This is a genomic window from Cetobacterium somerae (assembly GCF_022430525.1).
Classification (GTDB): Bacteria; Fusobacteriota; Fusobacteriia; order Fusobacteriales; family Fusobacteriaceae; genus Cetobacterium_A.
Genome location: NZ_CP092520.1, coordinates 177,062 through 190,843, shown reverse-complemented (window position 1 = coordinate 190,843; position 13,782 = coordinate 177,062). Strand labels below are relative to the sequence as shown.

Annotated in this window: 10 protein-coding genes; 1 reads left to right on the top strand and 9 read right to left on the bottom strand. The window is 29.0% G+C overall.

Annotation, left to right across the window (positions count from 1 at the left end):
* Positions 1-57 precede the first annotated feature (57 nt).
* The 7 genes from MKD34_RS09910 to MKD34_RS09880 form a co-directional block, all read right to left on the bottom strand.
* On the bottom strand, positions 58-1,554 hold the full coding sequence (locus MKD34_RS09910; protein WP_240221251.1) for a tripartite tricarboxylate transporter permease: 1,497 nt from the start codon (positions 1,552-1,554) through the stop codon (positions 58-60).
* 3 nt (positions 1,555-1,557) lie between these two features.
* On the bottom strand, positions 1,558-2,067 hold the full coding sequence (locus MKD34_RS09905) for a tripartite tricarboxylate transporter TctB family protein (protein WP_240221249.1): 510 nt from the start codon (positions 2,065-2,067) through the stop codon (positions 1,558-1,560).
* Between the two features lie 41 nt (positions 2,068-2,108).
* Positions 2,109-3,080 carry a tripartite tricarboxylate transporter substrate binding protein gene (locus tag MKD34_RS09900; RefSeq protein WP_240221247.1) on the bottom strand — a complete coding sequence of 324 codons (972 nt, stop codon included), beginning with the start codon at positions 3,078-3,080 and terminating at the stop codon, positions 2,109-2,111.
* Between the two features lie 174 nt (positions 3,081-3,254).
* Entirely contained in the window at positions 3,255-5,498 is a 2,244-nt protein-coding gene (locus MKD34_RS09895) for a hydratase (RefSeq protein WP_240221245.1), read from the bottom strand.
* Positions 5,499-5,600: 102 nt separating this feature from the next.
* Entirely contained in the window at positions 5,601-6,230 is a 630-nt protein-coding gene (locus MKD34_RS09890; protein ID WP_240221243.1) for a GntR family transcriptional regulator, read from the bottom strand.
* Positions 6,231-6,303: 73 nt separating this feature from the next.
* Positions 6,304-6,975, bottom strand: coding sequence for a GntR family transcriptional regulator (locus MKD34_RS09885; RefSeq protein ID WP_240221241.1), 672 nt, complete (start codon positions 6,973-6,975; stop codon positions 6,304-6,306).
* Positions 6,976-7,124: 149 nt separating this feature from the next.
* Positions 7,125-8,822: a flavocytochrome c gene (locus MKD34_RS09880; RefSeq protein WP_240221240.1), complete on the bottom strand. Its 1,698-nt coding sequence runs from the start codon at positions 8,820-8,822 to the stop codon at positions 7,125-7,127.
* Between the two features lie 168 nt (positions 8,823-8,990).
* On the opposite strand from MKD34_RS09880, the gene MKD34_RS09875 reads away from it, so the two are divergent.
* On the top strand, positions 8,991-9,884 hold the full coding sequence (locus MKD34_RS09875; protein ID WP_240221238.1) for a LysR family transcriptional regulator: 894 nt from the start codon (positions 8,991-8,993) through the stop codon (positions 9,882-9,884).
* Positions 9,885-9,912: 28 nt separating this feature from the next.
* Here the strand turns inward: MKD34_RS09875 and MKD34_RS09870 are convergent, their stop codons facing one another.
* Positions 9,913-11,595, bottom strand: a complete 1,683-nt coding sequence (locus MKD34_RS09870) for an FAD-binding protein (RefSeq protein WP_240221236.1) — start codon at positions 11,593-11,595, stop codon at positions 9,913-9,915.
* A gap of 81 nt (positions 11,596-11,676) precedes the next feature.
* Positions 11,677-13,689, bottom strand: a complete 2,013-nt coding sequence (locus MKD34_RS09865) for a BglG family transcription antiterminator (RefSeq protein WP_240221228.1) — start codon at positions 13,687-13,689, stop codon at positions 11,677-11,679.
* Positions 13,690-13,782: the final 93 nt, after the last annotated feature.

The window sequence follows — 13,782 nt, the reverse complement described above, 5'->3', positions numbered from 1 at the left end:
AGTTTTTGTTAAAAAATAAAAAAAATTGCAGAACAAAATCTGCAATTTTTTATTTTATTAACTTTTTTTTCTAAGCATATATTTTACAAGTGGATAAACTAGCATCAATACACAAGCAATCATCAATACTGCTGTTATTGGCCTTGTAAACACTTTCACTATATCTCCATTAGCTAAAGTATATGCACGTCTAAAATTAGATTCACTCATTTGACCTAATACAAGACCTAAAACTAGAGCTGCTGAATTATAACCTAATTTTACAAACATATATCCTATTATTCCTGCTGCAGCCATTAAAATAACATCTCCAGTATTATTTTTTAGAGCATACGCTCCAATTGTTGCTAGCATAACGATAACTGGGCCTAAAATTGTATATGGAATAGCTAAAATTTTAGCAAAAACTTTTGCTACACCCATAGCAACTATAACCATTACAATATTAGTTATAAGCATTGAACCAAATACAGATGCTAAATACTGAGGCTGTGTTTTTATTAATAATGGTCCTATCTGTACACCTTTTATAACTAATGCAGTCATCATTATCGCTGCCGCATTTCCACCCGGAATTCCAAGAGATAATAAAGGTACCATAGATCCACCTGTTGCAGCATTATTTGCTGCTTCTGATGCCACTATTCCATCAGCTATTCCTGTTCCTAATTTTTCTGGATGTTTTGATACCTTTTTCTCAATGGCATATGATAAAAATGATGCTATTGTAGCTCCGGCACCTGGAAGTATTCCAATTACAGTTCCCAAAATAGAGGATCTTGCCATTGTTGCCTTTGTTTCCCAAACCTCTTTAATAGATGGTAAAACTGTTTTCATTTTTGTTGATTCATTTTTTTCTTTATCACTCACTTCAATTTTTTTAGATTTAGCAGTTTGCTTCAATACCTCTGTTACAGCAAATAGTCCAATCATTATTGGAATCATTTCTATTCCTGAAAGTAAAGTTGAACTCCCCCAAGTAAAACGTGATATTCCTAACATTGGATCCATTCCAACACAAGCTAACAATAATCCAATCAAGCCTGATATTAGAGTTTTCACTATATTGTCACTATCTAAACATGATAAAACTGAAATTCCTAAAAAAGATACAGCAAATAGTTCTGAAGGTCCAAACTCTAAAGCTATACTTGCTAGTTGAGGAGATACTAATGCCATTGCAAATGCTGCAACTAATCCTCCAACTGCTGATGCAATTAATGAAAATCCCAATGCTTTTCCCGCTTCTCCTCTTTGAGCCATTGGATATCCATCAAAAGTGGTTGGTGCACTAGAAGGAGTTCCTGGAATTTTAAATAATATTGCTGTTATTCCACCTCCCGTTATAGAAGCACAATAAACTGAAACTAAAAATGCAATTGCAATAACTGGATCCATTGCATAAGCAAAAGGTAATGCTAAAGCTACAGCCATTGAAGCACTTACACCAGGCATTGCTCCAAAAACAACTCCTAGAATAGTACCTGCAGTTATTAAAAAAAATGTACTTGGATTTAATATAATTTTTAATCCCATACCTAACAGATCAAACATAACTTATAGCCCCCTTTTAATATTTAATAATATTCCTTCAAGGAAAAGTGCTAAGTTACGGAATACTCCAATTCCTCTTTCTAATCTTATATCTAGTAACCCTTGGAAAACTATATATAGAATGAACGTTATTACTAAAGAGTTCAGTATAACTTTAACTATATTTCTTTCTCCTAATAAAATTGCATAAGTTACTAAAAATCCAAAACATGATGTTAAGAATCCTATATACGGTGTCGAAAGTGCCATAATTGAAACCAATACCATTCCTATAAATAGTTTACTTTTTAAAAATCCTACTATATTAATCTTTTCATGAACTGTTTTTTCTTTTCTTAACTTTACTTGATTTATTACATTAACAACTAGTAATATAAGCATCAAAGATATAACTATTCTTGGCCAAAATGCAGCTCCTAACTCTGTTAAAGTAGGAGCTGGTGATTCTATTCCAACTAAAAAGAAACAATAAACATTAAATATAATTAGTGCTATCGAAAATATAATATCCAAATTTATTTCACTCCCCGCTATAAGTATTCTTTAGTTTGATATTACTTTTTACCAAATAGTTCAGTTAAAGAGTTGTAATCATTTTGCCACTGTGCTTTGAACTCCTCTGTATTTAACCATCCTTTTCTCTGATCTAACCCTTCTGTTTTAGCCCAATTTTGGAAAAAATCACTTGCTATAGCCTTTTGAGCTGCTGCTTCAAATGCTTCGATAGCTTTATCCGGTGTCCCTTTTATATAAAATATTCCTCTTGCAGGTCCAAAGTATGTATTTAATCCTAATTCTTTTGAAGATGGAACATTTTCATATCCAGGAAGTGTCAGTCTATCCTCTGTAAGAGCTAATAATACTTTCATATCCCCAGAAGCTACCATTGCTGCTACTTCAGCTGGTCCAACACATGCTATATCAACATGTCCTCCGATTACATCAGCATTTAATTGAGATCCTTCTGTATAAGCAACAGGCTCTATTTTTCCATCTGTTGCCCCCATTACACAAGCTGCATCAAGACCTGTTATTGTCATAACTCCAGCCTTCACTTTACCAGGATTTTGATCAACATATTCCATTAACTCTGTAAAATTATTATATGGTGATTTTGAACTAGTTACAAAGATATTTACATCGTGTACCATTTGAATTAATGGATTAAGTGTTCCATAGACATCATATGGAGTAGCTCCTGAAATCTGAGCTAATAAAGGTGAAGGTGTTGACATTATATATGTATATCCATCAGCTGGTTGTTTTGCTCCAAATTGAATACCTGATACCCCTCCAGCTCCTGATCTATTATTTACTACAACTGGAACTCCTAATTCTTTTTCTAAAGCTGTCGCAAATGTTCTTGTTGTAGTGTCTGCTCCACCACCAGTTCCCCAAGGGCAAATTATTTCTACTTTTCTTTCCCATTTCCAAGGCCCATCTACAGCAACTTTATCAGATGAATCCCCACATGCACCTAGTAAAAACGTCGTTGATAATACAGCTAAAATTTTTTTCTTTAACATAATATCTCCCCTTTTTATAGTTATTTTAAAACTCTGAGACAAAGTTTTAATTTTATATCCGGTATTCTGTATCCTGTATATGTTTTTTTGTATACAATAGAGTATACAACATTTTTTTCTATTGTCAATTTTATTTTTGTTTATATATCGTTGTTAAAATTATTTTTTAAAACACTATGACCTTTTATAATAGTTTATCAAGCATCCATCTATTAAAATTTCTCTCTCTGTATCTGTTAATGAATCTATTTTTAATTCAATTTTTCTCACTTCATTATATTCAACTGAAATTAAATAACTTTCTACTTTATCAATTTTATTTTTTATAATTTTTTCTATATCTTTTACATATATATAATCTCCGCTTTCAAAGTTAATATCTTGATCTATAATAAATGGAATTATTCCCCAATTTATAAGATTTGATCTATAACGTTTAGTTGCATACTCTTTAGCTATGTTTGCCCAACCACCTAAAACTTTTTGACACGATGCAGCTTGTTCTCTTGCCGATCCATCTCCTGGTTTATTTGCATATATTGTACTTCCTATTCCTACCTCTAGAGGATTAATATCTTTATCAATCTCTTTAATTTTATAAAATATCTCCTTTAACTCTTCTACAAAAGGATTTTCATTAAATTCTCTTCGAATTTCAAATTTTTGAATTTCTTTAGCTCTTTCAACATACTTAGGTTCTCTTCTTGAAAGTGTAAATTCAGCTAATCTCATAGGATTTGAACGATAAGATGATGTCTCTCCTGAAGGTATTAGTTCATCTGTTGTAGTTACTGAATCTTTTATTACTGCACAAATTTTAAGTAATAAATCTTTTGTTAGTTTTGGCATTTTTGGCCAATCAACTATATTCGGCCCGTAGATTAATTCTGATTCACGGCTCTCTTTAAATCCATTATACACTTTATTTTTATAAACTTTATCACTGAAGCTATACTTTGGTTTTGTAAATTCTATATCCAATTCTGTTGCTGCTGTTAGCTTACCTTCATTTATAGCTGTTGCTGCTATAGATCTAGCATCCATTAGTGCTACCATAGATATCTGTCCTTCTCCTGGTTTTGATCCCTCTCTATTTGGAAAATTTCTTGTTGTATGTCTAAGACTTAATTGTCCATTTGCTGGAGTATCTCCTGCACCAAAACATGGTCCACAAAAAGCGGATCTTACAACTGTTCCACTTTCCATTATTTTTTCTATTGATCCATTTTTATTTAATTCAATATATGTTGGCTGGCTAGATGGATAAATATTTAATGAGAAGTCCACTCCTATTGACTTATTATTTAAAATATCTGCAACATCAACAATATTGTCATAAGTCCCTCCTGCACACCCTGCAATTACTCCCTGTTCTGCAAAAAGATACCCCTTTTTTACTTTACTTTTTAAATCTATTTTAATTCCCTGTTCAAAAGCCTCTTTTTCTACTTTTGTTAAAATTTCTTCTAAATTATTTTGTAACTCTTTGATAGAATAAACATTACTTGGATGAAAAGGAAGTGCAATCATCGATTCAATTTTATCTAATTCTATAACAATCATCCCATCATAATAAGCAATTTTTTTAGGCGATAACTCTTCATAATCAACTTCTCTATTATGATCTTTTAAATACTCCTTCACTTTATTATCTGTTTTCCAAATTGAAGTTAAACATGTTGTTTCTGTTGTCATAACATCAATTCCATTTCTAAATTCAACACTTAAATTCGAAACTCCCTCTCCAATAAACTCCATAACTTTATTTTTTACAAACCCATTCTTAAAAACAGCTTTAATAATTGTTAATGCAACATCCTGTGGACCTATACCATTCTTTGGTTTACCTTTTAAATATATCCCAATAACTTCTGGATATTTTATATCGTAGCTTTTACTTAAAATTTGTTTTACTAACTCTCCCCCACCTTCACCAATTGCTATTGTTCCCAAAGCACCGTATCTAGTATGACTATCTGATCCTAAAATCATTTTTCCACATCCAGCCATATTCTCTCTCATATATTGGTGAATTACTCCCTGATGAGGAGGAACATATATACCACCATATTTTTTAGCTGCTGATAGTCCAAACATATGATCATCTTCATTTATTGTTCCACCTACAGCACATAAAGTATTATGACAATTAGTTAATACATATGGAATAGGAAATTTTTTTAATCCACTAGCTTTTGCAGTTTGAATTATTCCAACGTAAGTTATATCATGAGACGCTAAACAATCAAATTTTAATTTTAAATTTTCCATATCATTAGAAGTATTATGTTCCTTTAGTATTTCATAAGTTATTGTTCCTTTTTTAGCCTCAATTTTACTATCTTTTACAACACTTTCATTTTGAACTATATCTTTTCCATCAATTAAAAAAACTCCTTTGTCATATAAAGTTATCATACATTCCTCCCCTTTTTATTTTTTGAATAATTGTATACAATTATAATTTATTATTTTTTTTTTAATTTGTCAAATTTTTTGTATAAAAAAAATGCTACCAATTTATTTGATAGCATTTTTTACACCCTCTTTTGCATTTAACAAGTGAATTTTATTCGCTTCTTTTGCTTTTTCTAATTCATTCTCTTTCAATAAACTTATAATTTCAAAATGCTCCTCATAAGCCTTTAAAATTCTACTTTCATTTTTTAAAGACTTTCTTTTTAATGCCGAAATAATAAAATCATAATGTCTTAAAATTTTCACAGCATACTCTAAAGATGAAGCAGAATAAACAAGAGAATTATACTCTAAAAACAATCGTCTAACTTCACTCCAGTTTTCTGTATCTATTAGATATTTTGTTAAAATAAGATTTTGATAGATTCTATCAATCTCTGTTTTATTTTTTATAATCGAATTAAATAAAATTCCCTCCAAACAAATTCTAATTTCAAATATCTCGTCAATTTTTTGTGGAGTAATTTCCATAACTCTTAACCTACCATTAGGTAATCTTTCTATTATCCCCTCTATTTCAAGTTTTTTTATGGCTTCTCTTAAAGGAGTTCTACTTACATTTAATTTATTAGCATAGTCAATCTCTACAATTTTATCTCCAAAATCTATCTCACCAACTAATAAATCATTTTTTATTGTTTCATAGATGTTATCACTACTACTTTTTCTCATGAATTATAATCTCCTAGTTATATTATATGTAATATAATACTTTTTTTTAGGAGTTTTAGCAAGGAAAAATATTTTAAGAACTCTTTCTATCTCTCATTTCTAGTTGTTGAATTAAAAACTCTTTTGCTTCGGTTAAATGTTTTTTATTTAAATCTACTATCTCTTTTTTCCTATTTTTTTTTATAAACTCTACCATTTTAACATGATCCTTGTGAGCACTTAATCTTCTATTGCCATTTTCGATAGAAATCTTTCTAAACTTTTTTAAATATAAATTCAAATTGTTAATTAAATTTACAACTCTTGGCAAATCTGCAATATTATAAAGAGTTTTATTGAATTCAGAAAAATACTTAAATACTTCTAAACATTCTTTTTCATCCTGTATTATTAACTCCACTTTATTTATATTTTTTTCTAATTTTTTTATATCTTGCTCTGTAACTTTTTCAAATATCTCTTCAAAAATAACAGCTTCCAAGGCCATTCTTATTTTTATTACCTCTTCCACATCTTTTTTTGTTATTTTTGGAACTACTACTCCTCCCTTTTCTCTTCCCTCGATTAACCCTTCTAATTCAAGCATTCTAATCGCTTCCCTTAAAGGAGTTCTACTTACATTTAACTTTAGTGCATATTCTTCCTCTACGATTCTACTTTCCTCCTCTATTTTTCCATTTACAATTTCCTCTTTTAAATATTCATAAACTTGTTCACGAATAGATTTTTTTCTCTCTATTGGCATATATTCCCCCTCAATTATTTCTATTTTAATTTTCTAATAACTTTATATACCTCACGCTTTATAATTTTGCAAAAAATTATATCTAAACATAAAAAAATAAAGCAATCTAACTCATATTATTTGAGCTTAGATTGCTTTTACTTTAGATGTTAATTTTTTACCTCTTTCGCTGCGTTTTCTCCAGCTATTTTTCCAAATACAATTATATCTGTAACAGCGTTTCCTCCAATTCTATTACCACCATGTACTCCACCAGTTATCTCTCCTGCTGCATAAAGTCCCTGAATTTTATCTCCATTTTTATCTAATACTTCTGCATTTTCATTTATTCTAACTCCACCCATTGTGTGGTGTATTGCTGGTGAAACTTCTATTGCATAAAAAGGTGCTTTTACTATCTCTCTAGGTAGTCCTTTTTTTCCAAAATCCGAATCTTTTCCATTTTTAACAAAACTATTATATCTAGTTATTGTTTTTTCTAACTCTTTAGAATCTACTCCAATAATTTTAGATAATTCTGAAATATTATTAGCTTCTTTAGTTAATCCTTTTTTTACATAACCATTTATAGCAGATAAGTTCTCTCTCGTTTGTTGATCAAAAATAAGAAAAGCTGATTTTCCTTTTTGCTCTAACTCAGCTTTAGAAACAACATCTCTTGTTTCTAACTCATTTATGAATCTTTTTCCATCTCTATTTACAAGAATCGCTCCCTCTCCTCTTACACTCTCTGTAATCATATTAGAAGTTTGATGTACAACAGTTGGATGAGTTTGAATCTGCTCCATATCTACAAGATCTCCACCAACTTCTTGAATAAGTTTTATTCCTTCACCAGTAATTGCAGGGTTATTTGTTGTTCCAAATCCTTTTAACTTAGGATTATATTCACTTACCATATCGGCATTTGCTCCAAATCCACCAGTTGCCATAATAACGGCTTTTGCATTAATCTTATATTCTTTACCATTATTTTCAACTAATACTCCACTTACTTTATTATTTTCCATTAAAATTTTTACTACTTTATTGTTTGTTTTAGTTTCAACTCCCATATTTTCAAGAGTAGAATTTAATGCATCAACTATAACAGGTCCTACTGCTTTTCCTCCTGTAGGTCTGTGTATTCTCTTAACACTTTGTCCTCCAGAAAATGATACCTCTGTTAAATCAGTTCCCTTAGAAATTAACCAATCGATAGCATATTTAGATTCTTCTGTTAATTTTTTCAAAAGAGATGGATTATTCAGATTTTTACCACCCTTCATTGTATCGTTATAATATAATTCAGCTGAATCTTCTATTCCTAATTTTTTCTGAATACTTGTATCTGCTGCATTAATTCCTCCTGTAGCATAATTAGTATTTCCTCCAACCATAGGCATTTTCTCTAATAAAATTACTCTAGCTCCATTTTCTTTTGCAGCAATAGCAGCTGAAAGTCCTGCTCCACCACCACCTACAACAACAATATCTGTTTCCAAGTCTTTTAACTCTTCATTTATCGTAGCTTTTTTAGCAACTTTATTTAATATCACTCCTGATGAAGCAATCGCTTTTCCCACAGCTTCTTTTATTCCCTCACTTGTATAAGTTGCACCTGCTATATTATCAATATCTAATGATTGTGAGCTTAAAATCTCGTCATTAATTTTTTTCATAGCTCTTCTTGTAAATCCAGACTCTTCATGTTTAACCACTTCAATATCAGTTATTTTTTTATTCTCTACAGAAACTTTAACCTTAATATCACCGTTATACCCTTTTCCACTTCCTACAAACTCCTCTTTAGACGCCATAACTAAACTTGACACTAAAGACAACATAATTAAACTCTTTTTAAACATCCCCTTAATTTCACTCCTTTTATAAATTTTCTACTTTGTATACAATATATTATACTTTCTTTTTTATTGATTATCCAATAGGAAATACTATATAATCTTTATAAGATATTTTAATAAAGTTTACAGTTTATATAAAAATATTTTATATAAATTTTAAAAGGAGATTTTATGGATTTAAATAAACTGAACTATATAATAGTAATCGCAGAGGAAAAAAGTTTTTCTAAAGCTGCTAAAAAACTTTTTATATCTCAACCAGCTCTAAGTCAATATGTATCAACTATTGAAAATGAACTCAATATGAAAATTTTTGATAGAGATAAATATCCTATTAAATTAACAATAGCAGGAGAAATTTTTATAAAAAATGCTAAAGAATTATTAAATTTAAAAGCTAAAATGATAAGAGATATAAATAGTAGTACTAAAGTATTTTCTGGAACTTTAAAAATAGGAATCTCTCCTTTTAGAAGTCCCTATATACTTCCGAATATTCTTTCTCAAATGAAAAAGCTATATCCTAATCTCAAATTATTTATAGTTGAAAAGTATGCTAAAGAGTTAGAGAAACTTTTAGAGAAAGGTGATATAGATATCGCAATAATGTCATTACCTTTTACTAGTAAAAACCTTTCTTTTAAAGAATTTTATGACGAAGAAACTTACATAATAACACCTAAAACTGAATATTATTCTAATCTTTCAGAAAATGGTGAAATTTCTTTAGAAAAATTAAAAAATGAACAATTTATACTTCCTTCTAAAAAAATTAAGGCTCGAGAAAAAATAGATTTATTATTTTATAATAACCATCTCTTTCCACAAATATTTTTAGAAGCTGAAACACAAGAAAGCATCTTATCATTTGTAAATGTTGGTTTAGGAATTGGTTTTGCTTCAAAAATGAGTCTAAATCATAGAGATTGGAAAAAAGATTTAAATGTATTTTCAATAAAAGAGGAAAAAATCTTCAGAAAATTTGCGGTAGTTTACAGACAAGATAAAATTTTAAATGAAATGGAACTACACCTAATTGATTTTATTCATAAGAACATAAAATAAGAACCACTTTCGTGGTTCTTATTTATTTCTATTTTTTATTTATAAACTTTACTGCATTTTCTCCAGCTACACGTCCAAATATTACAGAAGCACTATATGCCGCACTTGTACTTGTTACCTCTCCAGCTGCAAAAAGCCCTTTAACTATTTCTCCATTATTTTGAATAACCTCAGTTTTCTCGTTAGCTACAACTCCACCTCTTGTCATATGAACAGCTGGTTCAACTAAAACTGCATAGAATGGTCCACTCATATCAAACTCTCTTTTTGCTTTAGCCTCTCTAAATGGATCTTTTACCTCTCCACGTACTCCTTTATTATAAGTTACCACTGTTTCTTTAAATGTTGTCACTGGCACTCCCATTTTCTCTGCTAACTCCTCTATTGAGTTCGCAACTAAATGGTATCCTTTTTTTGTATGTTTTTGTAAACGATAGCTTGAATCATATAACTTTTTATCAAATACATAGAATACTTTGGCTTCTGGTTGAGCTAACATCTTTTTAGCCATATCCATTCTTTCATCTTTAGTTATATGTTCCTTTGTAAATCTCTCTCCATTTATATTAACTAACATCATTCCATCACCATTAGGACCTGCTAAATCTCTTGTTGATCCTAAAATAAATGGTATCAGATTCATTACTTCTAAATTAGCTAATTGAATATTATTTTTTTCAAATACTGGAATTAAATCTCCTGTCGCACTAATTTGATTTGAGTGCTGTAATTTCTCTGTTCCTGGAGCATATTTTGCCAATAACTCTGGATTAGCTGAGAATCCACCTGTTGCAACTACTACAGCTTTTGCATTTATATCATAAAAATTATTTTTATTTTGAACTTTTACTCCTGTTGCAACACCGTTATTTATAATTAAATCTAAACCTTTTGTTGAAGTACGAATATCTACTCCTAACTCTTTTGCTCTAGCTTCCATTTTATCCTGTATAACTTCACCAGCATACACATTCTTTTCAGCCATGTGCCCTCTTTTTCCATAATGGTAATTTAATTTAATCCCCATCTCTCTTAACCATTTATCTAAAACAAAGGCTCCTTCAGCTTGAGCTTTTGTACGCTCTGGTGTATCCATTGGATTTGTGTTGTCCTTTATTAAACTTTCTACTGTATCATTCATCCCATTAGCTTTTTGAGCCTCTGAATTTATTAAATCATAGAAGTTCATATCAAACTTTCCATTACCACTCAGCATATCCATTTTTTCAATTAAAATTACATTTTTTAGACCCTTCTCTTTTGCTGATATAGCTGCTGCTAATCCAGCTGGTCCTCCTCCTACAATTACAAGATCTGTAGATACAGGCTCTAAATAGGCAACTGGTAACTCAGGTCCTTTTGTTCTTGCTGTAATTCTTCCATAATCTTTTCCTAGTTGTTTATAGACATCATTTACCGCTCTTTTTATAGCTGTAGATGTATGTGTTGCTCCAGAAACACTATCCACTATTGGTGATTGAGCCTCTAAAATTCTCTCTTTTAGCATAGGAAACGCTCTTGTCATAACAGGAACTGTTTCATTGTGTGATACAACTTTTATATCTTTCACTTCTTGTCCCTCTGCTATAACCTCTAACTTTATTTCACCAGAATACCCATTGGCCTTTGTTAAAAAAGTACGTTCCTTTGATAGTGTTGCTTGACTTAAAACTAGTAGCGATGCTGCTAGTAGTATGATTCTTTTATTCATTTATTTTTTATCCCCCTGTGTGTGTTTTTCGATATATAATAACACTTTTTTCACATCAAGACAAGTTTTAAGTTCATCAATCTACTTCTTACCAAAATTACTTAGAAACTCATACTTTTTAATTGTATCTATTATTTTCTTTTGAGATTGTGTAGTTGATAAAATTTTATCAAATTCATATTTTTTTAATAACTCTACAAATTGCACTAAAGCATCTAGATGCTCTTTTCCATCATATGAACAAAAAGCTAGTATATATTTCGCAAATACTTTTCCAGGAAATTCAACAGGTGATGAGCATATAGTTAATGACATCCCTGTTTTCAATACATTATTTTTATTTTTAGCATGAGGTAAGGCCACTAAATTATCCATTACTATGTAGGAACCATTAATTTTTATAGCTTCTATCATGTCCTCTGTATATGATGACAAAATACAATTATTTTTCTCTAATAATCCTCCAGAAGCTTTAATTGCCTCTTCCCATGTATACACATTGCAGTCTAAGAAAATACTCTCTTTTAATAAAAATGAGGATAACGGCTTATAACTTTCTTTTAAATCATCAATTATCAAATCATCATACTCATTTTTTAATTTATTAATAAGAATTTTTTCATTTTTAATCTCTGTTTCCTCTTTTATAATTTTCATAAGATTACTTAGAGTTATTTTTTTCTCATATTTTGGAAAATCTAACTTATCAAGATTTAAAAAATCCTCTCCATTTAATAAAGTATTTACTACAATAACTGGGAATTTAAAATATTTTATATCTATATTGTTTATATTTGTAATAATGATATCTATATTTTTATTTTCCAAATATTTATCTAATTGATTCAATGGAATCGTTCCAATTATATTGACATCATATCTATTTTTTATTTGTTGAGCAATTAATTTAGATGTTCCAAATCCCAATCCGCAAACTATTAAAAGATTCTTCAATTCTTTTTTTATAGACTTATTTCTATCTATAGCTGATTTAAAATGAACACCTATAAATGCAATTTCATTATCGGAAATAACCTTATTTAAAAAATCTTCAAGATAAGATAATGCTAGTTTAGTTTTTTCAAAAATAACTCTATCAACTTTTAAAAATTCATTAACTATCGAATTTTCTAGTTCAATATTATTTTTTGCTCTATAAATAGTTGGTTTTATATGATTAATAAGCCCTTCTAATAATATATTGTCACTATTTAAATCAATTTCTATCGCCTCAGAAAAATATCTGATTATCTTTTTTACTAAAATCTCTATTTCTATCCAGTTTTCATATATCGAAAAACTTGTTGAGTAACTATGACTTCCTAAAAGATAATCTGTAAATTTAATAAGCTCATATCTATTTAAACTAATATTTTCCGAAACTTCAATTAACGATACTGCTTTACTTACAAGACGATACTCTAGTGTATTCAAAAAAAAATTTTCATTTTTACAAGCATTTAAACAGTTTTTATATTTTAATCTATTAATAATTACAAATGTGTAGTTAATTAAAATATTGTATGCTTCATCAGAAATCACTTTATTAAGAGAGTTGATTAAATAATTAATAAACACTTTAACTTGATTAATATTTATATTTTTAAAGTATTTATTTAAGCTTTTTCTAAAAAATTCTAATTTAAAATCTATTATTTCAGAGTTATATTTAAATTGATTTAACAACTTCAATTGTATCTTTCTAATAGATTCTTCTTCTCCAACTAATCTCAAACCTTTTTGAGGATTTAAAACTAATTTTAAATTATAATTCGATAATATATCCTCACTATTTTTTAAAGTCATTTTTATACTAGAACGACTCAAATCAAAATCTTCACATAAATCAGATATATTAATCTCTTCTTCAAAAACTATTTTAATAAGAATTAGTTCCTCTCGATATTCACTTTTAGAAAAAGAGTTTGTGTTGTTAAATACTTTTAATAATTCCATTAAAGAAGTTTTTTGAAATTCTAAACTACCTTTGCTCAATTTATTAATGATTGATAAACTATTTTTTTCTAAATATTCATTTATTGTCTCTAAATCATAACGGATACTTCGATCACTAACATCTAATTTTAAACTCAATTCCTTGATAGTGATAACTTTCTCTTGCTTAATTAGTAATTCTAAAATAGAAATAATTCTTTTATTAATTTTTTCCTCCTTATTTTTCAAAAA

Coding starts and splice junctions, on each gene's coding strand:
- MKD34_RS09910 (WP_240221251.1), bottom strand. CDS start 1,554: ATGTTTGATCTGTTAGGTATGGGATTAAAAATTATATTAAATCCAAGT.
- MKD34_RS09900 (WP_240221247.1), bottom strand. CDS start 3,080: ATGTTAAAGAAAAAAATTTTAGCTGTATTATCAACGACGTTTTTACTA.
- MKD34_RS09895 (WP_240221245.1), bottom strand. CDS start 5,498: ATGATAACTTTATATGACAAAGGAGTTTTTTTAATTGATGGAAAAGAT.
- MKD34_RS09890 (WP_240221243.1), bottom strand. CDS start 6,230: ATGAGAAAAAGTAGTAGTGATAACATCTATGAAACAATAAAAAATGAT.
- MKD34_RS09885 (WP_240221241.1), bottom strand. CDS start 6,975: ATGCCAATAGAGAGAAAAAAATCTATTCGTGAACAAGTTTATGAATAT.
- MKD34_RS09880 (WP_240221240.1), bottom strand. CDS start 8,822: ATGTTTAAAAAGAGTTTAATTATGTTGTCTTTAGTGTCAAGTTTAGTT.
- MKD34_RS09875 (WP_240221238.1), top strand. CDS start 8,991: ATGGATTTAAATAAACTGAACTATATAATAGTAATCGCAGAGGAAAAA.
- MKD34_RS09870 (WP_240221236.1), bottom strand. CDS start 11,595: ATGAATAAAAGAATCATACTACTAGCAGCATCGCTACTAGTTTTAAGT.